General features: G+C 41.8%; 18 protein-coding genes and 1 pseudogene. 13 read left to right on the top strand and 6 right to left on the bottom strand.

Annotated elements, in window-relative coordinates:
• Positions 1-362: 362 nt before the first annotated feature.
• Positions 363-2,819, top strand: coding sequence for a bifunctional YncE family protein/alkaline phosphatase family protein (locus KHA99_RS28910; RefSeq protein WP_213120970.1), 2,457 nt, complete (start codon positions 363-365; stop codon positions 2,817-2,819).
• Between the two features lie 206 nt (positions 2,820-3,025).
• On the opposite strand, the gene pnpS is transcribed toward KHA99_RS28910, so the two are convergent.
• The 3 genes from pnpS to KHA99_RS28895 all read right to left on the bottom strand — a co-directional run bounded on the left by pnpS (position 3,026) and on the right by KHA99_RS28895 (position 6,173).
• Positions 3,026-4,435, bottom strand: a complete 1,410-nt coding sequence (gene pnpS / locus KHA99_RS28905; RefSeq protein ID WP_213120969.1) for a two-component system histidine kinase PnpS — start codon at positions 4,433-4,435, stop codon at positions 3,026-3,028.
• Positions 4,432-5,151: a response regulator transcription factor gene (locus KHA99_RS28900; protein WP_213120968.1), complete on the bottom strand. Its 720-nt coding sequence runs from the start codon at positions 5,149-5,151 to the stop codon at positions 4,432-4,434. Before KHA99_RS28900 ends, pnpS begins: the two co-directional genes overlap by 4 nt.
• Before the next feature lie 185 nt (positions 5,152-5,336).
• The gene (locus KHA99_RS28895; protein ID WP_213120967.1) at positions 5,337-6,173 is read right to left on the bottom strand and encodes an alpha/beta hydrolase; all 837 of its coding nucleotides are present in this window, start codon (positions 6,171-6,173) and stop codon (positions 5,337-5,339) included.
• Positions 6,174-6,346: 173 nt separating this feature from the next.
• Here KHA99_RS28895 and KHA99_RS28890 point away from each other — a divergent pair, with 173 nt between their 5' ends.
• A complete protein-coding gene (locus KHA99_RS28890; protein ID WP_284036769.1) occupies positions 6,347-6,949 on the top strand; it encodes a DedA family protein in 603 nt (200 codons plus the stop codon).
• A 902-nt stretch (positions 6,950-7,851) separates the two neighbouring features.
• On the opposite strand, the gene KHA99_RS28885 is transcribed toward KHA99_RS28890, so the two are convergent.
• A complete protein-coding gene (locus KHA99_RS28885; protein ID WP_213120966.1) occupies positions 7,852-8,760 on the bottom strand; it encodes a nuclease-related domain-containing protein in 909 nt (302 codons plus the stop codon).
• A gap of 214 nt (positions 8,761-8,974) precedes the next feature.
• Here KHA99_RS28885 and KHA99_RS28880 point away from each other — a divergent pair, with 214 nt between their 5' ends.
• The 7 genes from KHA99_RS28880 to KHA99_RS28850 all read left to right on the top strand — a co-directional run bounded on the left by KHA99_RS28880 (position 8,975) and on the right by KHA99_RS28850 (position 16,965).
• A complete protein-coding gene (locus KHA99_RS28880) occupies positions 8,975-9,532 on the top strand; it encodes a DJ-1/PfpI family protein (RefSeq protein WP_213120965.1) in 558 nt (185 codons plus the stop codon).
• A 168-nt stretch (positions 9,533-9,700) separates the two neighbouring features.
• Entirely contained in the window at positions 9,701-10,765 is a 1,065-nt protein-coding gene (pdhA, locus tag KHA99_RS28875; protein ID WP_213120964.1) for a pyruvate dehydrogenase (acetyl-transferring) E1 component subunit alpha, read from the top strand.
• Positions 10,765-11,745, top strand: coding sequence for an alpha-ketoacid dehydrogenase subunit beta (locus tag KHA99_RS28870; protein WP_213120963.1), 981 nt, complete (start codon positions 10,765-10,767; stop codon positions 11,743-11,745). The genes pdhA and KHA99_RS28870 overlap by 1 nt, the downstream gene beginning before the upstream one ends.
• A 29-nt stretch (positions 11,746-11,774) precedes the next feature.
• A complete protein-coding gene (locus KHA99_RS28865) occupies positions 11,775-13,151 on the top strand; it encodes a dihydrolipoamide acetyltransferase family protein (RefSeq protein ID WP_213120962.1) in 1,377 nt (458 codons plus the stop codon).
• Positions 13,152-13,246: 95 nt separating this feature from the next.
• Complete coding sequence (locus KHA99_RS28860; protein ID WP_213120961.1) at positions 13,247-14,644, top strand: FAD-binding oxidoreductase; 1,398 nt, start codon at positions 13,247-13,249, stop codon at positions 14,642-14,644.
• A gap of 142 nt (positions 14,645-14,786) precedes the next feature.
• Positions 14,787-15,698: a class I SAM-dependent methyltransferase gene (locus tag KHA99_RS28855; protein WP_213120960.1), complete on the top strand. Its 912-nt coding sequence runs from the start codon at positions 14,787-14,789 to the stop codon at positions 15,696-15,698.
• Between the two features lie 76 nt (positions 15,699-15,774).
• The gene (locus tag KHA99_RS28850) at positions 15,775-16,965 is read left to right on the top strand and encodes a M14 family metallopeptidase (protein WP_213120959.1); all 1,191 of its coding nucleotides are present in this window, start codon (positions 15,775-15,777) and stop codon (positions 16,963-16,965) included.
• Positions 16,966-17,499: 534 nt separating this feature from the next.
• Here KHA99_RS28850 and KHA99_RS28845 read toward each other — a convergent pair.
• Together KHA99_RS28845 and KHA99_RS28840 are read right to left on the bottom strand one after the other, a co-directional pair.
• Positions 17,500-18,405 carry a nuclease-related domain-containing protein gene (locus KHA99_RS28845; protein ID WP_284036775.1) on the bottom strand — a complete coding sequence of 302 codons (906 nt, stop codon included), beginning with the start codon at positions 18,403-18,405 and terminating at the stop codon, positions 17,500-17,502.
• Between the two features lie 384 nt (positions 18,406-18,789).
• Positions 18,790-19,371 (bottom strand): undecaprenyl-diphosphatase, encoded by a 582-nt coding sequence (locus tag KHA99_RS28840; RefSeq protein WP_213120957.1) that lies wholly within the window; start codon positions 19,369-19,371, stop codon positions 18,790-18,792.
• 170 nt (positions 19,372-19,541) lie between these two features.
• On the opposite strand from KHA99_RS28840, the gene KHA99_RS28835 reads away from it, so the two are divergent.
• From KHA99_RS28835 to KHA99_RS31095, 4 genes and pseudogenes are all read left to right on the top strand, one after another.
• The gene (locus KHA99_RS28835; protein WP_213120956.1) at positions 19,542-20,408 is read left to right on the top strand and encodes an SPFH domain-containing protein; all 867 of its coding nucleotides are present in this window, start codon (positions 19,542-19,544) and stop codon (positions 20,406-20,408) included.
• Between the two features lie 12 nt (positions 20,409-20,420).
• Entirely contained in the window at positions 20,421-20,603 is a 183-nt protein-coding gene (locus tag KHA99_RS28830; protein WP_213120955.1) for a type II toxin-antitoxin system antitoxin, read from the top strand.
• 214 nt (positions 20,604-20,817) lie between these two features.
• On the top strand, positions 20,818-21,396 hold the full coding sequence (locus tag KHA99_RS28825) for a TetR/AcrR family transcriptional regulator (protein ID WP_213120954.1): 579 nt from the start codon (positions 20,818-20,820) through the stop codon (positions 21,394-21,396).
• A 108-nt stretch (positions 21,397-21,504) separates the two neighbouring features.
• Positions 21,505-22,173 (top strand): annotated as a pseudogene (locus KHA99_RS31095) (IS3 family transposase); the annotation flags it as partial.

Genomic DNA, 22,173 nt, shown 5'->3' with positions numbered 1-22,173 from the left:
CGTACATACCTATTAAACAGGAAAAATATTAAGGCAGTGTATATCTTTTGTTAAGAGAAATTAAAGAATTTGTAAATGCAAAAAACTCCAAACTATTTAACTGTTTTAGTGCTAATTTTATAAAACTTTTTTCCTGAAATTATCTACTAATGACAAAAAACAGTGTGGTTTTACCTATTAAGATGGCATCATTTTTGTTGGGAATTAAGCAGCGTGGTAAAGATTGATGAAATATTTCATGCCATTTGGTATTGATTGACATAAATTCCTTACAATATATTTAGTTTTCTATGGATTCAACTTAATAATTCAGGTTTATGCTTCTTTAAGTAAGAAAAAATTCTATAAAAGTGGGGATCTGGATGGAAAAGTTGAAAGGGAAACGTAAAAAAATCATTGCAGGAGCTGCGCTTGCATCCTTGCTATTCGGTTCAAGCGTATCGGCGGCGTATACTTGGTTCGCTGGTCCTCAGGAGGACGGTACAGCTGTTACGACCAATGGCTGGCACCTGACGCCTGCCGGAAAACAAGTGAATTTAGGGAATTTTCCGATTGGCGGAGCATTGTCTCCAGATGGAAAATACATCGTGGTCTCGAACGCCGGAACCGGGACACAATCATTGCAAGTTGTAGATACTGAAAAGAAAGAAGTTATACAGACCATATCTTATGATTGGCCTGAAGCCTTGTATATTGGTGTTGTCTTTAGCCCCGATGGGAAAAAAATGTACGCCTCCGCGGGCGGAAATAACAAAATTCGTGTTTTTGATTTTGCTGATAGCAAGCTTACTGAACAATCTCCGATTCAGATGAAGGACCAAAACCAAACGGATTTTTACCCAGCGGGAATTTCTATTTCACCTGATGGTAAACTTCTATATGTTGCAAATAATATGAATCATTCAGTATCTCGTATCAATCTAACCACCAATCAAATTGAAGGCACTTCTGTTGTTGGAAAAAGTCCATATGCAGCTTTTGTCAGCAGCGACGGAAACACTTTGTATGTCAGTAATTGGGGAGAGAGCAGCGTGACGGTCCTAAATGCAACGGATTTAAGCGTGAAAAAGACCATACCAGTAGGACTGCACCCAAATGCTATCGCAGAAAACCCGGTGGACGGATCCATTTATGTTGCCAATTCTGATAGTGACGAAATATCGGTAATTGATTCAAAGCGGCTGGAGGTAAAAGATACTGTTTCGCTCGCTCCATACCGCGGGGCACCTACTGGGACACAGCCAGATGCTTTAACTGTAAGTGAGGACGGGAAAACACTTTATGTGGCAAACACGCTGAACAACAACATAGCTGTTATCGATCTTGGGAATGGCACCGGCAAAATGAAGGCAAAGGTTAAAGGACTTATCCCAACTGGATGGTATCCGACAGGTGTTTACCTTGGCAAGAATGATAATCAGCTGATGGTTCATAATGCCAAAGGACTTGGAGCAGGACCAAACGGAGACTCCCATGAATGGCTTGGAAACATGATTAAAGGTACTATGTCATTTATTGATGTGCCTGACCAAGAACAGTTAAAAAAATATACCAAACAAACCAATGATAATAACCAGGTCAAAGAAGCAGAAGCCAATAGCTGGTGGAAAGACGCAGAAGGCAAAAAAGACTTCCCTATTCCCCGCTATCCTGGTAAAGGCAAATCACCTATTAAGCATGTGATATATGTAATTAAAGAAAATCAAACCTATGACCATGTTTTTGGAGATTTAGGTAAAGGAAATGGGGATCCCAGCCTGGCTCTGTATGGAAAGGAAGTAACACCGAACCATCATAAGCTTGCCAATCAGTTTGTTACGTTAGACAATTTTTATGCAGACGCTGAAGTGAGTGCAGATGGCCACAACTGGACAACAGCTGGTAAGGCGAATGATTATGTACAAAAGAACTGGCTTGCTAATTACTCCGGAAGAAACCGTGATTATGATTTTGATGGCGGCGGAGGAGGAAGTATTCTCGACGATGCTCCTTACACAAGATCTAAAGAGGGATATATTTGGGATATAGCAATGAAAGCCGGCCTAACCTTCCGTAATTACGGAGAATTCGCCTACAATTATGATCCAGCAACGAAAACCTATTTGCCTAATAATCCAGGTACAACCAATTTTGGCGGCAATTACGATCCCTATTACCCAAGTTGGGATTTAAACATCTCGGACGTCACAAGATACAAAGAATGGGAAAAGGAATTTAGAGAATTTGAAAAGAATGGAAACCTTCCGCAATTAGAAGTGGTTTATTTACCAAACGACCATACAGGCGGTTCAAAGTGGGGTCCAGAGCAGATGGTTGCGCAAAATGATTACGCACTAGGTAAACTTGTAGAAACAGTTAGTCATTCAAAGTATTGGAAAGACACGGCTATTTTTGTAGTAGAGGATGACGCTCAGGGCGGCATAGACCATGTAGATGCCCATAGAAGCGTAGCGTTAGCCATCAGCCCTTACACGCAAATAGGCAAAGTGGATAGTACGTTCTATGATACACCTGCAATGCTGCGGACAATGGAGCTCATCTTGGGCTTGCAGCCAATGACTCAATTTGAGGCGGCAGCAATTCCGATGTTTAACTCCTTTACCGATCGGCCTAACTTTACAACTTATAACATGGAGCGAACAAAATACTGGACCGAAGAAGGTGACACTCAGTCTAGTCAGCAGCCTAAACCTGCGTCAAGCTCTCTATACCCTGCAGATATGGATTTCTCCAAACCGGACTCTGTAGACCGTAAGAAACTGAACGATGAAAACTGGAAGATTATCAAAGGTCACTATCCGAAGGAAAAGAATAAATAATAGAATTAAGTATTTTTCTTAGGAATCATTGTTAATTGAAAAAGGAGCTGACTTTGTGAGTAAAATTCTACTATTCTACTTATGGAGTCAGCCCCTTTTTTAACTAGCTGAGCTCAGAAAAAAACAGTTCGATTATATGAACTGTTTTTTTTTCTGAGTTAATATATCCTTACTATTAAACGCTCAAAAAAGTATAGATTCCCCATTTATTTTTTAAGTTCAATAATAAATTCGCTTCCTTCGCCAGGAGTACTTATAACACTGATTTGACCATGATGGGCTTCAATTAAATGTTTAACGATGGCCAAGCCAAGACCTGTGCCGCCGGAGTTTCTGCTTCTGGCACGGTCAACGCGGTAAAACCGCTCGAAAATACGGGGGATTTCTTCTTTTTTAATTCCTATGCCTGTATCTTTAACATGAACACGGACAGTTTCACCTTGCTCGAGAAGGATAACCCCTACATTCCCATTGCTTGGTGTATAAGTAATGGCATTGCCAATTAAATTGATAAATACTTGCTTTAGCCGATCTACATCCCCGTGTATTTGCACCTGTTCCTCTGGACAAAGAAGCTCGAGGCTAATGTTCTTTTCCTCAGCCTTCCCTTGGAGGAGTGTAATAACATCTTCAAGCAATTTAAATAAATCGATTTTCTGTATGTTTAACTTGAAGCCTTGCTGTTCTATTTTTGAAAGATCCAAAAGGTCTTGTATGAGTGATTGGAGCCGTTCACTTTCTTTTAAAATAATGGACAGGAAGGATTCTAACGTCTCTTGATTGTTCATCGCACCATCCAACAGAGTTTCAGTAAAACCTTTAATCGATGTAATCGGGGTTTTTAATTCATGTGAAACATTTGCCACAAAATCCTTTCGCATTTGCTCGAGCTTTTTAATTTCTGTAATATCGTGAAAGACGAGCAAAACACCTTTCCAAACATGATTTGTTCCAATAATCGGCACGCCGTATACAACAAAATATCTTCTTTCAATTAATAATGGAATGAGTAATTGTTTACTTACCTTTTGTTCTAGCCGAAAAACTTCAGTCACTAAATCACGAATTTCTTCCTGATCGATGACTTCGTAATAAAGCTTATTTAAATAATCGGCTTGGCTTACTTGAAAAATATCAATAAATCCTTTATTTATTAAATTGATGTATCCCTTGCTATCAATTAGGACCAAACCCGCTCCCATATTTTCAATCAATACTTTTAGCTGCTCCTGTTGCATTTCTTGGGATTTAGCCAGTTCCTGAAGGTTTTGGGCCAGCCTATTAAGGGATTTACCTAACATTCCAGTTTTGTCCAGCCCATTTACGTTTGTTCTTGCCCGGTAATTTCCTTTGGCGAGTTCAATAGCGACATCTGTTGCTTCAACAACTGGTTTTGTAAACTTGGAAGTAATTCTTATTCCAAGAAAAATGATGACCACTACGGCAATGACAAGGAATAAGGCAATGCCCCATATGATTTTCATTTTCAGGCCATCGCTCATTGATTCTATATAGAAGCTTTTAAGCAGCTCACCAAGCAATATTCCTAAACCCACTAATACGAAGCTGATTAGGGTGATTAATGCCATTACTAACCTTGTCCTAAATATGGTCATTCGTCTTTATGCTCCTCAAGTTTATAGCCCAGTCCACGTAACGTTTTAATATAAACTGGCCGCTTTGTATCTTCCTCTATTTTTTCTCGTAAATGCGAGATGTTTACATCGACAATTCTAGTATCCCCTACAAAGTCATAATTCCAAACAGCACTGAGCAGCTGTTCGCGGGTTAACACTCGACCCTTATTTTGGGCTAGAAATAGAAGCAATTCAAATTCCTTTAATGTTAAATATAGCGGTTTTTTCTGAAGGTAGGCTTCATATCGTTCAGGATGGATGACTAGATTACCTATTACTATTTCCTGTTGCTCATCATTAGTCTTTTCGGAAGATTGTTCCGCTTGGGCCTGGATTCTTCTTAAGATTGCTTTTACTCTGGCAATTACTTCTCGCGGGCTGAATGGCTTTATCATATAATCGTCGGCGCCAAGCTCAAGACCTAATATGGTATCGAATACATCATCTTTAGCTGTTAACATGATAATAGGAGTCTTGATGTTTTCCAGACGAAGCTGTTTGCATACTTCCATTCCATCTAATTTTGGAAGCATTACATCTAAAACGATAATATCCGGTGACTCCTGTTCTGCTAACAGTTTTCCTTCTTCACCATCCATCGCTGTTATAACTTCAAAACCAGCCTGCTCCAAATTATATTGAAGAAGCGTCACAATAGACTGTTCATCATCTACAACAAGTACTTTAGTTTTCATAATACACCCCCATTCAAGAATACATACAAATTGTTAACCCTTTATTAGGGGAATGTAAATCTAAAGTAAAGACAATGTAAATAATTGAGACGTGGGGACGGTTCTTCTGCCTCAATATCAAATAGTGAGTAAATAACAATAAAGAAAAAGGTAAGCCTCAGCTTACCATTTATCCAAAAGCGCTCTTACATTGAGTTATAAGTCTTCAGAAAATCCTCCACTGCTTTAGTCAAACTCATCGCTTCAGCCGAGTTATTATTTGAACCAAGCAGCTTGGTGATCTCCCGATGTGTTAATGAATGAGTTACAAATATATCTGCTGTATTGCCAGCTTTTTTTGTTTCTTCTATAAAATCAAAAACACTATTTCTGTTTTGGGTAACCAACAACATGGGCGGCAAGTGTTGATTAACTGCATTAGCAGCAGGGGATGCATCCATCCATGCTTGACGATCATGGCCAAAAACCTCTTTATATTGCTCATTTTTAGGGAGAAACTTCACTAAGTCGATTGGTCCATCCAGATTCACTATGGATTGTACCGTGTTTACTGGTATCCCCGCATGTTGCAAATAACTATGGTCCGTACCGATGAGCATGACCAAATGTCCGCCTGCAGAATGCCCCATTAAATTAATCCGCTTTTTGTCAATATGATATTGGTCAGCACGGTCGTAAACCCATTTCACCGCGGTAGAAATATCATTCGCCATGTCATTGTACGTTGCATTAGGGTGGAGCCGGTAATTTACGGATATGAATACATACCCTCTGTTTGTGTAAAAAGAGGGCTTATCCGATACATTAGATTTATCACCTCGCATCCAGCCTCCGCCATGAACATAAATGATAACCGGGTGATTTATGCTCTCTTTACCACTTGGTGCATAAATGTCTAATGTTTGCTTCACATCTGTCCCATAATGAAGGTTCATATGTTTCAATTCTTGCCCATTGATAGATTGAGTAAAAGACATTGTTATAACCAAAGTAACCGACAATAGAAATAGTCTGAAAAGCATTGGCTTCATCTCTTTCTTCTTTTTAAAAAATAGATTGCCCTAATTATTGGTAAAACTATTCAAGGGTTTATTTAGTTCATATGAGAGATAAACGGAATTGCTAAATGCATGATTTGTGCGGTTTAATATCAATATAAAGAATGTTGAATTGTTTTAAATAGGCGGGGATAAGAGTGGTGCAGCATATAGATTATCTGCTTATGCATTATGGTTATTTTGGTATCATTATTGCTTTAATTGGCGGCATTATTGGATTGCCGATACCTGATGAGGTGCTTTTGACCTATGTCGGTTATAATGTCTTCCAAGGGAAGATGGCGTTCCTAACCTCATTGGTTTGTGCTTTTATAGGGGCTGCTGGCGGTATTTCCCTTAGCTACTTAATTGGATATAAATTCGGGTTACCTCTGCTGTTAAAGTATGGCCCGAAAATTCACATTACAGAGGCAAAAATCAATCGAACCAGAAGGCTTTTTGAAAAATTTGGCCCGCCACTTTTAGTGGTCGGTTATTTTATCCCTGGAATCCGCCACCTGGCAGCCTACGTGGCCGCCATAAACAAATATCCATTTAAAAAGTTTATCGTTTTTGCCTATAGCGGTGCGCTATTGTGGACCTTTACATTCATTACATTAGGGAAAAAACTTGGGCAGGACTGGATCTTGGTTGAGAGATATTTATCTAAATACAGTATTTACATTATTTTGTTGGCACTCATCCTATTCGGCGGTTTTTATTTTTATTGGCGGCGAAAGGGAATGGTCGGAAAGGTGTAAAGCAGGGTTACTTACACTCTTTTATTTTGGAAATATAAAAAGTGGCCGTATAGAGAGATTATACATACCCGAACCCAAGTAAAAAACAAGAACAAGGTCACGTAGGGAAGTTCTACGTGCCTGAAACCCAGTAAAAAGTGAGCATGAGGTAACGTAGAGGGGTTCTACGTGCCCGAACCCGAGTAAAAAACAAGAACAGGGTCACGTAGCGAGGTTCTACGTGCCCGGACCCAAGTAAAAAACAAGAACAAGGTCACGTAGGGAAGTTCTACGTGCCCAAACCCAAGTGAAAAACGATAACAAGGTCACGTAGGGAAGTTCTACGTGCCTGAAACCCAGTAAAAAGTGAGCATGAGGTAACGTAGAGGGGTTCTACGTGCCCGAACCCAAGTAAAAAACAAGAACAGGGTCACGTAGCGAGGTTCTACGTGCCCGGACCCAAGTAAAAAACAAGAACAAGGTCACGTAGGGAGGTTCTACGTGACCGGACCCAAGTAAAAAACGAGAACAAGGTTACGTAGGGAAGTTCTACGTGCCCGGACCCAAGTAAAAAACGAGAACAGGGTCACGTAGGAAAGTTCTAAGTGCCCGGACCCAAGTAAAAAACGAGAACAAGGTTACGTAGGGAAGTTCTACGTGCCCGGACCCAAGTAAAAAACGAGAACAAGGTTACGTAGGGAGGTTCTACGTGCCCGGACCCAAGTAAAAAACGAGAACAAGGTTACGTAGGAAAGTTCTACGTGCCCGGACCCAAGTAAAAAACGAGAACAAGGTTACGTAGGGAAGTTCTACCTGCCAGGACCCAAGAAAGAAAAACTAGAACAAGGTTTTATAAGCTTTCTATAATAAACGAAGCCGAGTAAATAGAAAGAATGGGCTCCGATTAATGATTTATTATTTATTTACTCGAAATAGTACCATCTACCATACCCAATCGTTCTAAAATACTTTTTTAATACCTGTCTAATAATCTTTTTAGAAACGGCTCCTCCACACCACTCATAAATAACAGTAGTTGTAATTTTCCTCTTTGGAAAAAGTAGCTTAAACTCCTCCACACAACGCAAAATCCCAAATTCAATCAACACTTGGTGGCCGCAATTATGGCACACCAACTTTCCGTCTACAACCAAAATCGAAAAAGATTGGCATTTATCACAAATCATATCCTTTTTTAATTGTTCATACGAATAAGCAGGCACCATTTCATAAGGGGACTCAATTATATGCATGGAGATTAGCTTGTCTGCAAGCCTTTTGTGATAGTCTCCTAATTTTAATTGGTGATTGTTTAACTTTTTTCTTAAGGAATTTAATTGCGATGGAAAGATGATTGGGTAATTTCGAGGTACTTGATATAAGGTAAATTCGGGATTTATATGGACAAGGTGAGATACAACGTTACACTTGTAGCCGAGGCTATGGAGTAATTGGCGAAAATAGGATTCGCATCTCTCTAACTGGAGCAGTGGATTCTTTCGCTCCTCCCCATTGATGGAAAAGAATTTCCCGCCTTCATAATAGTAATCGCCTTCAAAGTTTTTTACATCATAAAGATTAATGGTTTCTTTAAAAATAATTGTCGTATCAATTTGGAAATAGGTGTTATTAAATTTGAAAAGCAAATCGTTTAAAACAAGTCCTTCACACCTGAGCTGTTCAGTTACCAGTTGGTCAAACATCACTTCTCCATCATAGCCCTTTTGTTTATTCTCATAATACCTCCTTTCTTGTTCAGTTAAATTTCCTCGTGCATTCAACAACCTCATAATTTTCAAAAAATCTGGCTCAACTCGGGGCTTATATGCCATAGTCAACGTCCTTTCTTTTCTCAAAAATCCACCTCAAGTTTACTAAAGATTTTCATCTTGGCATTAGTTTATTCTTGAACAATTTGTTAATTTTCTATCAAATCTTCGAGTGTCCAACTTCTCAAAAAAATAAAATTGGAAGGAAATAGAATTCGGGATTCAGAATATATAAATAAAGGGCAATGGCCCTATTTTTAGAGAGGAGGAATTTTCAATGTCAAAAAAGGTACTGATTTTAGCAGGGGACGCTGTAGAAGCGCTGGAGGTCTATTACCCATATTTTCGCTGCTTGGAAGAAGGGTTTGAGGTGCAAATCGCAGCCCCTTCGAAAAAGAAGCTGCAGACAGTCGTTCATGATTTTATCGGCTGGGATACTTATACGGAAAGCAAAGGATACTTAATCGAAGCCCAAACTGCTTTTGAGGATGTAAATCCTGAGGAATTCGACGGGCTGATTATTCCAGGAGGAAGGGCACCGGAATATATCCGCTTAAATGAGAATGTGCCGGGAATCGTTGCCCATTTCTTTGAGGCAAACAAACCAGTTGGTGCCATTTGCCATGCTAGTCTCGTTCTAACAACTGTACGCCAGTATATGGAAGGCCGCGAGTTAACTGCCTATATTGCCTGCAAACCAGATGTGGAAGCGGCAGGAGCGACTTATATTGAAAACCATCTCCATGTTCAAGGAAATCTCGTTTCCGGCCATGCCTGGCCAGACCTGCCTGGCTTTATGAGGGAATTTATTAAACAATTAAACCAAAATAAATAACAATTTAGGCAGGAGCGCAGCAATGCTTCTGCTTTTTTAAAATAAGTGTATTTTCTGAACCTTCGAACAACTGTATTGACAAAAACATAGATGGCATATATGCTAGTCGCAAGTATGGACAAATACCAGCAGGTGGAATTAGGGAGATTTTTAAAAGGAGGGACTTATATGTGGATTGAACCGAATGAATTGCCAGTCAACAAGGTTCAGTATTTGGATGAAAACGGAAAGCTGACAAACGGGGCGCCTGAGGTAAGTGATGACGAGTTAATTGCAATGTACAAATGGATGGTTCAAGCAAGAGTATTTGACCAAAGAGCCTTAAAGTTTCAGAGGCAGGGGAGAATTGGTACATATGCACCATTAAGCGGGCAAGAGGCAGCACAAGTTGGCAGCGCTTTCGCACTTGAGAGGCAGGATTGGATTTATCCAAGCTATCGGGAAGGGGCGGCGCTTTTTGTTCACGGGTTCCCGATGAAAAACTTTTTCCTTTATACGATGGGGCATTTAAAGGGAACTGATGCCGAAGGAGCCAATGTTTTTCCGGTGCAAATTATCATCGGTGCGCAGTGCCTTCATGCTGTAGGCGGGGCATGGGCAGGTAAATACCAAGGTGAAAACAGTGTCAGTGTGACCTATATCGGTGACGGCGGTACCTCCGAAGGTGATTTCCACGAGGCCCTCAACTTTGCCGGTGTTTACAAGCTTCCGATGGTCTTCTTCGTTCAGAATAACCAGTGGGCCATCAGTGTTCCGAGATCAAAACAAACGGCGAGCGGGACAATCGCGCAGAAGGCAGTTGCCCATGGAATCACTGGGATTCAGGTGGATGGCAATGACGTTCTCGCGGTTTACACGACAATGAAGCAGGCGTTAGAGAGGGCGCGCAGCGGACAGCCTGTATTAGTTGAAGCTGTTACATACAGACAGGGCCCGCATACCACCGCGGATGACCCGACAAAATACCGAAATAAAAGCGATGTAGATGAGTGGCTCGCCAAGGATCCGCTCAAGCGGATAAAAGCGTTTTTGCTAGATAAAGGAATCTGGAACGAAGAACTGGAACAAAGAGAATTTGCGCTAGCAGAGCAAAAGGTCACAGAGGCCTTTGAACTGGCCGCAAATACTCCGAAAAGCAAAGTGGAAGATATATTTGAAATTGTTTATGAGAAAAAGACCAGCCAGCTTACTGAGCAGCAGCAATCTGTTTCATCAGAGGGGGTTTTGAAATAATGACCGCGATGACAATGATAGAGGCAATTAATTTTACCTTAAAGAAGGAAATGGAGAGAGACCAGAGAGTCATTTGCTTGGGTGAGGATATTGGAAAAAACGGCGGTGTGTTCCGGGCAACTGACGGTCTGCAGGCTATCTTTGGAGAAGATCGGGTAGTAGATACGCCAATTGCGGAATCGGCTATCGTTGGTACGGCAGTCGGCATGGCAGCAAGGGGCCTTCGGCCGGTGGCGGAAATCCAATTCTTTGGGTTTATTTATGAAGCGATGGATCAAATGGCATCGCAGGCAGCGAGACTCCGCTTTAGGTCTGGCGGGGTGCTGGGTGCGCCAATGGTCGTCCGTGCACCATATGGCGGGGGAGTCAAAACGCCGGAGCTGCATTCTGATAGTTTAGAAGGTTTATTTTTGCATTCACCGGGGCTGAAAGTGGTAATGCCAAGTTCCCCTTATGATGCCAAGGGGCTGTTAACCGCGGCCATCCGCGATAATGACCCAGTTTTATTTTTGGAGCCGATGAAGCTATACCGCGCCTTTAAACAGGAGGTGCCGGAAGAGGATTACTTGATTGAGATTGGCAAAGCCAAGGTTGTAAAAGAAGGCGAAGACCTAACGGTAATTACGTGGGGACAGACGGTACCGCTCGTAAGCAAGGTAGTTGAACAGTGGGAGCAGGAGCAGTCTATTTCGATTGAGATTATTGACCTGCGGACGGTGTCACCGATTGACGAGGATACCATCATTGCTTCCGTGCAAAAAACAGGACGAGCCATGATTGTTCATGAGGCGGTAAAAACCGGGGGACCGGGTGCTGAAATTTCCGCGATGATTAACGAAAAAGCGTTGTTCCATCTGTCGGCGCCAATTGTCCGGGTTACGAGCTTTGACACGCCTTATCCGGTGCCATCAGTGGAAGAAGACTGGCTTCCAAATGCAGACAGAATCAGCCAAGGGATTAGAGAGGTATTAGCACATTAATTTTTCAAAAATGGGAGTGGCATAAAAATATGGCTTATGAATTCCGTCTTCCTGATATTGGCGAAGGCTTACACGAAGCAGAGATTTTGACATGGTTTAAGGCGTCCGGTGACTATGTAAAAGAAAATGAGAACATCGTAGAGGTGCAAACCGATAAGGCTGTGGTGGAAATTTCGTCACCAGTCGGGGGAGTAGTACAATCCTTCGGCGCGGAAGTCGGCGAGGTTGTGAAGGTCGGCGAAGTTTTATTCACGGTTCTAGAGGACGTAAAGGCTGGAGCGGGAGTGCTGGTGTCAGCTGGTAAAACTTCCGGACAACATGAATCCATCCAGCAAGGCTCAAACGGGATCAATACATTACAACGAGAATCCACACAATTTGAACACACGAAACAAGTCTCCACACAAACCAATTCATTTACTCAACATAATTTACAACAAAATTCAGTAGGTATTTTACCAAAGAAACGCGTTATCGCAGCACCGTCTGTCAGAAAGCTGGCAAGGGAACTTGGTATCGATATTACCGAGGTTGTGTCAACAGGAAAAGGCGGAAAAGTGACGGAAGAGGACGTCAGGAACTTCAAGACACTCGCAGAGAAAGAGGCAGCGGCGACTGTTGCGACATTTGAGTTGCAGGAGGCAGCGGCAGTATCTGCGCCGTTTAAGTCTCCGTCAGAACGAGAAACAGCAGCGAGACTTGAAGAGGAAGTAAGGGAGCCAATCCGTGGCTTAAGGAAAAAAATCTACCAAAACATGAAAATATCAAAATCCACAGCTATCCACTGCAGCGGTATGGACGATGTCGTTGTCACTAAGCTTGTTGACTTCAAGAAACAGCTGGAGCCGCATGCGGAAAGAGCTAGAGTCAAGCTTACATATCTTCCGTTTTTTGTGAAGGCCGCAGCCAAGGCACTAAGCCGGCATCCTATCTTTAACGCAACGGTAGACGATGAGAAGCTGGAAATTATATACAAGAAAAACATTCATATTGGGGTTGCTGTGGCCACGGATGACGGTTTGCTCGTCCCGGTCATCAAACATGCTGACCAAAAGACGATTTTGGAAATAGCAGCGGAGCTTCAAGATCTATCAAAGCGGGCGAGAGAAAGAAAATTAAAACCGCATGAGCTTTCGGGAAGTACATTTACAATTTCGAGTACAGGCGGAAATGGCGGCTGGTTTGCCACTCCGATCATCAACTATCCAGAAGTCGCCATATTGGGCGTCCACAGCATCAAGAAAAAACCAATCGTCCTGGACGACCAAATCGTCATCGGTCAAGTCATGGGCATGTCCATCACCTTCGACCACCGCGTCATCGACGGGGCCCCTGCCAACGCCTTCATGGAGGAAATCGGCACCCTCATCGGAAACCCGGAACTATTCATCTTGGAAGGACGATAATTTGATAGGGTGAATTAATATGGTGTCAGGCACCGCTCGCGGACATTTGTCCGCTGTGGGTGGACAATTTGTGAATTTGTGAGGGGGGCGAGGTTGTGTGGCTGTATGATGAGTTGTTAAGGATTGTTGGGGACGCTGAGCGGGTTAGTGTGAATGGGGCGGTGTTGGAGCAGCATAGTAAGGGGATTTCGTATCACTCGCCGCTTATGCCTGATGTGGTGGTTTTTCCGGCTACTAAGGAAGAGGTCAGCCGTATCATGCGGTTTGCTAATGAAAATAAGGTTGCGGTTGTCCCGTTTGGGGCGGGATCGAGCCTTGAGGGGCATATCATCCCTTTAAATGGCGGCATTAGTCTTGATTTTACGTTGATGAATGAAATTATCTCCGTTCGCCCTGATGATTTTATTGCCACGGTTCAGCCGGGGGTTACGAGAAATCAGCTAAACCAAGCGTTGAAAAAGTATGGACTCTTCTTTCCGGTCGACCCGGGAGCAGATGCGACGATAGGCGGCATGACGGCTACCAACGCGAGCGGGACGAATACAGTTAAGTATGGAGTAATGCGGGACCAGGTTCTCGGACTGGAGCTAGTCTTGGCAGACGGTTCCTCCATTCGCACTGGAGGATATTCGTATAAGTCATCAGCAGGATACAACTTAACCGGTTTATTTGTCGGCTCGGAAGGTACCCTGGGAGTATTTACTGAAATTATCCTGAAACTGCAAGGCATCCCTGAGACCACCATTGATATCAAAGCAACATTCCCATCGATTGAAGCAGCGGGAATAGCGGCTACTGTACTTCTAAAAGCCGGCCTGCCGATCGGGAAGATTGAACTCGTTGATCAAAAAACAATCCAAGCCGTTAATGCCTTTAAAAACACATCCTATCGGGAGGAACCAACGCTGTTTATGGAATTTAGCGGAAGTGAACCGGAAGTCATGAACAGCCTCGAAATCGTCCAAGAAATTATCAAGGATGAGCAATTTGTCACCTTTGAATTCGAAAATGATTCCATTAAAAGAGCACAGCTTTGGGAGGCCCGCCATCAGGCTGCCCTGGCTATCATCGCAGCGAATCCTGGTAAGGGGCATATGGTAACGGATGTATGCGTACCGTTATCCGAGCTTTCCGATGCCTTACAACATACTAGAAAAATTGTTGACCAGTATGGAATTGATGCTGTCATTTTTGGCCATGTCGGCGATGGGAATTACCATGCCGTCTTTTCGGTGGACACGCAGGATGAAGAGCACATGAAACAGGTCGAGGAGGTTCATACGCAAATCGTTCAGTATGCCCTGTCCAAAGGGGGAACCTGTACAGGTGAGCACGGAATTGGCCTCGGCAAGAAGAAATTCCTTCAAGAGGAACACGGGGACACTCTTTTTATTATGAAGGGAATAAAAACAATGGTTGACCCTAACAATATTTTAAATCCAGGGAAGATTTTCGACGATGTACCTTTGTCAGCTCCATTTGAATTTAAATAAAATACACATTGACAAATAAAAATATTTGTGTTATAATAAAGAATTATGATATTGACGGGTAATGACGGATGCCTTACTATTAACTCCTAGCGGATTTTTCGCTGGGAGTTTTTTCTTTTTTTAAAAAGAAGGGGGAATTGATTTGGAAAAAACAAAAGAAAGTTTGACTGCGTTAGTAAGCTGCTTTGCCAGAGGCTATCATGCATCTACATCGAGTCGTCCAATTTTTCAAGACAATATGGCTAATGCTCTTTTGCTTGAGGAGGAAAAGCAATTGATTGGCGCCAATTGGGCCAACGCCATTGCCTTCTTTGATCCGGGAACAAAATTGACTGCCTTTGAGGAAAAATTAGCCTGGGTCATGAATAACCAGACGGTTCCGCAATTGGTCAGCAGGGCAAGATATGCAGAGGATGCGCTAATGGCAGCTATTGAACGTGGTGTCCGGCAATATGTGATTTTAGGTGCCGGATTTGATACCTTTTCGTTAAGGCAGTTGGATATACCCGAAGATTTCACCATCTATGAAGTCGACCATCCCGCAACTCAAGCTTTTAAACAAAATCGGCTTCAAGAACTAGGCATGGACCTGCCAGCCAACGTAAAATTTGTCCCCGTAGATTTTAAACACAATTCACTTCAAAACGAACTCAAAAAATACGGTTATGATCCGCAAAAGTTAAGCTTTTTTAGTTTGCTTGGTGTGGTGATGTACCTCGAGAAAAAAGGCTTTTTTCAACTTTTGTCGACCATTTCGGCGATGTCTATTAATGGAACTTCTTTCGTATTCGATTACCTAGATGATGCTGCGTTTGACGACCGGTTTGCCTCCAAAAGATTGATTCAGATGCGGCAAATTACTGCGCAAACGGGAGAACCAATGAAAACAGGCTTTGACCCGTTGGAACTAGACCTGGAACTGCAGAATTGTAACATGCTCGTGTATGAAAACCTGGCTCCTGCTAATATCGAAGATTTATATTTTTCCAACAGAGAAGATGGTCTCCACGCTTTTGATCATTTTCACTTCGCTCATCTGGCCGTGCATAAATAACTGGCGGCAAATTAATATTTCAGGAATGCGCGCATACATTTTTATTGATACCAATTTTTAGCTGTAGGAGGCATTCATGGATATTATCGTTAGGCGTGGGGACTCTTTATGGTACTTCAGCCAATTGTTTCATCTAGATTTACAGCTTATCTTGGATTCAAATCGGGGCATTGACCCCGATAAAATTTCCGTCGGACAGCGAATTAGAATTCCTGGCTTTGTTGTACAGGACTACCAGGTTCAGCAGGGGGATTCCTTATGGGCCATTGCCCGCAATCGGAATCTGGGCGTGGATGCCTTATTACTTGTTAATCAACATATTAACCCGAATCAGCTGGAGATTGGGCAAATGATAAAGGTGCCGATCAGGATTACCTGGAGATTGGTCCAAGGAAAGCAGAATTACGATTTCAGCAGAACGATGAAGGATATAGGGCGATTGCAGAGCGTATATCCATTTATGGAGGTAAACGCAATCGGGAAATCAGTTCTCGGAAACGAGTTATCTGAGCTGCGGATGGGAAAGGGGTCAAAGAGAATTCATTATAATGCATCCTTTCATGCCAACGAGTGGATTACGACAGCGGTGTTAATGACATTTTTAAACGATTACCTGTTGTCGCTGACTAATCAAAATCCGATCCGCGGTCTTGAGATGTCCCGTTTGTATCAGCAAACCTCCTTATCGGTGGTACCTATGGTCAATCCGGATGGGGTTAATCTCGTTTTGCATGGACCACCTGAAAATCCTGAATGGAAAAATAGAGTCGTCGAATTCAACAAAGGAAGCACGGATTTTACCGGCTGGAAAGCGAATATCCGGGGCATCGATTTGAATGATCAGTTCCCGGCACGCTGGGAGCTGGAACGGGCACGAAATCCCAAAGTGCCGGGCCCGCGCGATTATGGCGGCGAGAAGCTGTTGTCAGAACCGGAAGCTATCGCGATGGCAGACTTAACTCGGGAACGTGATTATGCCAGAGTCTTTGCCTTCCATACCCAGGGCGAGGAAATCTATTGGGGCTTTGAGAATATGGAGCCGCCGAAATCTGAGGGGATGGTCAATGAGTTAAGCAGGGTAAGCGGGTATAAACCTGTTAAAATCCTCGAGAGCTATGCCGGCTATAAAGACTGGTTTATCCAGGATTGGCAGCGGCCGGGCTTCACGGTCGAACTTGGCCACGGGGTGAACCCGCTCCCGCTCTCGCAGTTTGATGAAATTTATCAGAAGGCTTTGGGGATTTTTTTGGCTGGGTTGTATCTTTGAATTTTTGAGGCAGTCGCTTGTTGTGGGGAGTGACTGCCTGTTTTTGATTTTGGTCAATGAAGGCCAAATCCACCCACGCCAAAGATGAAAATGTCCTTCATAAAGTCGATGAAGACCAAAACCACCCGAGGCAAGTGGAAAAATGTCCTTCATAAGGACGATGAGGACCAAAACTATACGAGTCAAGTGGGGAAATGTCCTTCATAAAGTTGATGAAGACCAAAACCATCCGAGGCAAGTGGAGAAATGTCCTTCATAAAGTCGATGAAGACCAAAACCACCCGGGGCAAGTGGAAAAATGTCCTTCATAAGGCCGATGAGGACCAAAACCACCCGAGTCAAGTGGGGAAATGTCCTTCATAAAGCCGATTAGGACCAAAACCACCCGAGTCAAGTGGAAAAATGTCCTTCATAAAGTTGATGAATACCAAAACCATCCAAAGCAATGGGAGATGATGTCCATCATTAGGACAAGACCCCCAAAGGGCAAACAAAACCCCAAAAAAGCTACCTGTTTTTAAGCTATCTTAATCTTTATTCGTAGTATGTCCATTGGTGAACCCCGACTCTTTTATATTTCTTTTCTAGAATCCGTCGAACCCTCTTCTTATCCACCCCCCCACCACACCACTCAAACACCAAATTAGTAGTAATCTTGAAATCCGGAAATAGCAGCCGCAGTTCCTCCACATGCCGCAATATCGCCGACTCAACCTTTTCCTCGTGCCCGCAATCAACGCAAACACACCGCTGGCCAACAACTGAAACCTCGAACGACAAGCAATTCGCGCATGTGAGTCCTTTTCGGCACTGGCAGTAGGCATAAGGAGGCAACTTTGAATAAGGATTTTCTTCCTGATGAAGGGATAATAGTTTTTCTACGAATTTCCTATGTTTATTATTCAGCGCAACCGGGGCCGCTTCTAATTTCCGCATATAAGTGTTAAGTTGGGTTGGAAAAATGATAGGTACCTCTCGAGGAGCTTGGTAAAGGGTGAATTCGGGGTTAACATGGACAACTTTTCCCACAACGATGAATTTAAATCCTAACTTTTCCAGCAATTGACGAAACATAGACTCGCAACGATCCAATTGAGCTAAGGGGTCTTTTCGTTCTTTCTTATTAGAATCATAGAACTTACCATCTTCATAAAAAAAATCCCCTGTAAAATTTTTCACTTCATTCAACGAGATAATATCTTGAAAAATAATCAACGAATCGATTTGGAACGTAGTACCATTTAATTCAAATAGTAAATCGTGTAACACATAGCAATCGCATTGAAGCTTGTCCGTTAAAGACTGAAAAAACATCTCACCTTCAAAGCCGCTTTTCAACTTTTGGTAATTCCATCTATCATCTGGCAGTAACTCCATCCTCGTATTTAGAGAACGGTAAATTTTAAATCTCTTCGATTCAGCGAGCGGTTTTAAATTCACATCCGACCACATCCTGTTCTAAAAATAAACTCCAAGTCCATTTTAAACGGAATCGGCCAACCCCACCGCCCCAAGAAATGAATATTTTGTTAACCTTCTAAAAATATCGACAATCATAATGAGCAGATATTGTTATTTAAGTTAATTAAACGTTTGAATAGTATAATACATTTTTTGGATGTTTTTAATTAAACGATTGAATAGTATAACATAAAAAAAGGGAACTCCTGCCAATAAAAGACTTCCCCCTGTTCCAAAATTTAATTAAACGTCTGATTAGTAAAGCACAGTTGTCACTTCGGTTTAATCAAACGATTGAATAGTATAGTACAAATATAAACGCTTGGATTTTTAATCCAAGCGTTCCTTTTCGCTATTTAAATATTAAAGCTCTTCATATTTCGTCCGGTTTGGAATGTTTTGTTCTCCTGCTATGTTTTGCATAAATTTAAGTCCCGGAACGAACCGGTGCACAACTAGAGCAGATATGATACTAAGGATAGCAGCGACCAAAACATCTCCTGGATAATGAACCCCTACCCATATCCGCGAAAACCCAACAAGCACAGCCAACAGAATCCACAAGAAACTCCAGCCTCTTCTGAAAAGCCAGAACGTCACGCATAGGGAGAAAAATATCATCGTATGGTCGCTAGGGAAGGAATTGTCGACTGCTTTCTCGATAAGTTTATTGACGTTGGACAGTTCGGCGAAGGGTTGATTATTGGAGTGGAGCATTCCTGCCAGTTTTCCTAGACCTTCTGCCAATAACAAGGTGAAAATCGAGCAAATGACCATCACTTTATTTTTTCGGCCGCCAATAAACAAGTACAACAACAAAGCCAATATTAACACATACAGCGTGTATTCAGCGATAACCATAATGGGGGGATTTAAAAAGTCGTATTGTTTCCCCAAATTATTAATCATTCGAAACACATTAATATTAATTTCCATAAAAGACATGTTAAATTTGTAACCTCCGAATCTACAGATAAATGGATTATACTATAAAGCCGGTGAAAATGTTACCCGAAAAAACAGCAAATATGGGAGGATATCCCTTCCTTTATTGATACCAAAATGATATCATAATGATATAGATGGAAAAATTTTTCAAAAGGGGAGTGGTTGGGATGAGAGAGAAAGATATGTTCAGAATTAATGGATTTTTAGGGGTATTATTGTTTCTGTTAATCGGGGCGGCAGTAGTATTTTCATTCAGGCAATTTACCTTAACTGAAAGTCCTGTATCTTTTGTCCTTGCAGTGATAGGTGTTGTGGTGCTGTTTCTCCTGCTTTCCGGGTTCACTGTCATTCAGCCGAATCAAGCAAAGGTATTTACTTTATTTGGCCGCTATCTCGGAGTAATCAAGCACGAAGGATTTTGGTTGACGATTCCTTTAACGATAAGAAAAACAGTATCCCTCAGGGTAATAAACTTTAATAGTGATAAATTAAAGGTAAATGATTTGGAAGGAAATCCGATTGAAATTGCTGCGGTTGTTGTATATAAGGTGTTTGATTCAGCCAAAGCTGTTTTTGACGTTGAAAACTACAAAACGTTTGTGCATACGCAAAGTGAAACAGGCCTGCGCCATATCGCCAGCCAATACCCATATGACAATGTCAACAATGATTATGAAGTATCGTTAAGGCAGCACTCGGATGAGGTTGGTGACGAGTTGACAAAGGACCTCCAAAAACGCTTGGAATTAGCCGGTGTGGAAATTATTGAAGCAAGGATCATGCATCTGGCGTATTCAAGTGAAATTGCCCATGCGATGTTGCAACGTCAGCAGGCAAAAGCGGTCCTCGCAGCGCGCAAGGTCATTGTTGAAGGTGCGGTATCCATGGTCAAATCGGCAATTGATCAATTAAAGGATGAAGGAATTGTTGAACTGGATGAGGAAAAGAAAGCGCAAATGGTGAATAATTTAATGGTTGCCATCGTTTCTGATAAGGGAAGCCAGCCAGTAATTAATACAGGATCGATTTATTAAGGTAGTGATGATGTGGCCGATAAGAAGCGATTTTTACTGCGCGTCGATCAGAAAATATATGATGCCTTGGAGAAATGGGCAGATGATGAATTCCGCAGTGTGAATGCCCAGATTGAACTGATTATAAAAAAAGCATTAAAGGATGCCGGAAGATTAAAAAACTCAAAGGCGCCCGGAGAAAAAGAAGAAGATTAAAACCGGAGGCAAACCGCCTCCGGTTTTTTAACAGCATAGTGTCTGAGATTTGACACTGTATGATCTTATAATTATTGACTAGCCAAATTCCCACAAGTTTTACATTCTTCCAAAAACATTCCAGATAAATTTGAAACCGAATTCAAGCTGTGCTATAGTAAAAGCATATTAATTGACCGTAGAACCAAATTAGTCAATGAGAAGGATGTGCGCTATGGCACCTGATCGCAGAAGAATGATTGTGGAGGCAGCAACTAAGTCTTTTTCCTTGTTTGGCTATAAAGCAACGACCATGGACCAAGTTGCCAAGCTTGCAAACGTCGGAAAGGGAACCATATATACATTTTTTAAAAATAAAGAGGAGTTATTCGAAGAAATCATTTCTTCTTTAGTGAAGGAAATGATTGCGGAGGCGGATTCTGTCATTAACCCGGAATTGCCCTTTACGGAAAATGTCCATCGGGCCCTTTATCGTTTACTAGAATTCCGCTCTAGGCACCAATTAATGATTAAATTGGTACAAGAAGAGGCTGAAATGGGAACTCTAGCAGTTTCGGAAATGCTCCAGCATGTGGAGGACGAAATTATCGGTTATTTAAAGGAAAAAATCGAAACGGCTATTGCTAAGGGAGCAATACCAGCGGTGAACTCGGAAATAACTAGTTTTCTTTTGCTGAAAATGTATATCGCCTTGGTTTCGGATTGGGAAAAAAATCATGACCCGTTAAGCTCTGAGCAAATTGCGGAAATTATGAAGGTATTTTTGTTGAAGGGGCTTCCAAAAGGAACGTAACGCGATAAAGCACTGGGGGAAAGTGAAGAGACCTAGTTAAATAAGACAAAGGAAAAAGCACCCCCTGGATCGTATTTAAATAATACGTAACTCAGGAGGTGTTTTCTTATGGGGAAGAAAAATGCTTACTCAGAAGAAGTTAAAATGGCTGTTATTGAGATGAAATTAAGTGGTGAGTATTCAAACCGTGAGATTATGGACAAATTTGGAATAACAAATGTTACTCAGGTCAAAAGGTGGATGCAGTGGTATCGTGAAGGACAAAAATATCGTTTGGCACAGGGGATTGGTAAACAGTACAGTTATGGGAAGGGTCCCGAAGAATTATCTGATATGGAAAAATTAAAGAGAGAAAATGAGTATTTAAAGGCACAATTAGAAATTTTAAAAAAGTACCAAGAAATCGAGAGGAGTTGGTTCCAGAAGCTGTAGTTACCTTAGTTGAAAAATTAAAGGAAAAATATTCTGTAACCTTTCTTTGTAGGTGCCTAGGTATCCCGAAATCAACTTACTATAGATGGAGGAATCAAGGTCCAAAAGGTAAAACTGAACTCGAAATACAAATCACTGAAATTTGTAAACGTCATAAATTTTTAATTGGTCATCGGACAGTTAAAGCCTGGTTATTACGTGATTATAAAAGGAAAGTTAACCGAAATACTGTCCAACGTATTATGCAAAAATATAATCTCCAATGCCAGGTGAAGCCTAAACGTAAGAATAATATAGCTGGAGAAATTAAGATAGTAGTCCCTAACCATTTAAATAGAAATTTTA

It is taken from the genome of Neobacillus rhizophilus, from assembly GCF_018343535.1.
GTDB classification, from domain to species: domain Bacteria; phylum Bacillota; class Bacilli; order Bacillales; family Cytobacillaceae; genus Neobacillus; species Neobacillus rhizophilus.
The sequence above is the reverse complement of the archived record's forward strand: the minus strand, read 5'-3'. Positions and strand labels throughout refer to the sequence as shown.

Bases quoted from the DNA above. Each gene is read 5' to 3' on its own strand.
- KHA99_RS28825 (WP_213120954.1), top strand. From the start codon at position 20,818: ATGGCACCTGATCGCAGAAGAATGATTGTGGAGGCAGCAACTAAGTCT.
- pnpS (WP_213120969.1), bottom strand. From the start codon at position 4,435: ATGACCATATTTAGGACAAGGTTAGTAATGGCATTAATCACCCTAATC.
- KHA99_RS28895 (WP_213120967.1), bottom strand. From the start codon at position 6,173: ATGCTTTTCAGACTATTTCTATTGTCGGTTACTTTGGTTATAACAATG.
- KHA99_RS28835 (WP_213120956.1), top strand. From the start codon at position 19,542: ATGAGAGAGAAAGATATGTTCAGAATTAATGGATTTTTAGGGGTATTA.
- KHA99_RS28865 (WP_213120962.1), top strand. From the start codon at position 11,775: ATGGCTTATGAATTCCGTCTTCCTGATATTGGCGAAGGCTTACACGAA.
- KHA99_RS28840 (WP_213120957.1), bottom strand. From the start codon at position 19,371: ATGTCTTTTATGGAAATTAATATTAATGTGTTTCGAATGATTAATAAT.
- KHA99_RS28880 (WP_213120965.1), top strand. From the start codon at position 8,975: ATGTCAAAAAAGGTACTGATTTTAGCAGGGGACGCTGTAGAAGCGCTG.
- pdhA (WP_213120964.1), top strand. From the start codon at position 9,701: ATGTGGATTGAACCGAATGAATTGCCAGTCAACAAGGTTCAGTATTTG.
- KHA99_RS28885 (WP_213120966.1), bottom strand. From the start codon at position 8,760: ATGGCATATAAGCCCCGAGTTGAGCCAGATTTTTTGAAAATTATGAGG.
- KHA99_RS28850 (WP_213120959.1), top strand. From the start codon at position 15,775: ATGGATATTATCGTTAGGCGTGGGGACTCTTTATGGTACTTCAGCCAA.
- KHA99_RS28910 (WP_213120970.1), top strand. From the start codon at position 363: ATGGAAAAGTTGAAAGGGAAACGTAAAAAAATCATTGCAGGAGCTGCG.
- KHA99_RS28900 (WP_213120968.1), bottom strand. From the start codon at position 5,151: ATGAAAACTAAAGTACTTGTTGTAGATGATGAACAGTCTATTGTGACG.
- KHA99_RS28870 (WP_213120963.1), top strand. From the start codon at position 10,765: ATGACCGCGATGACAATGATAGAGGCAATTAATTTTACCTTAAAGAAG.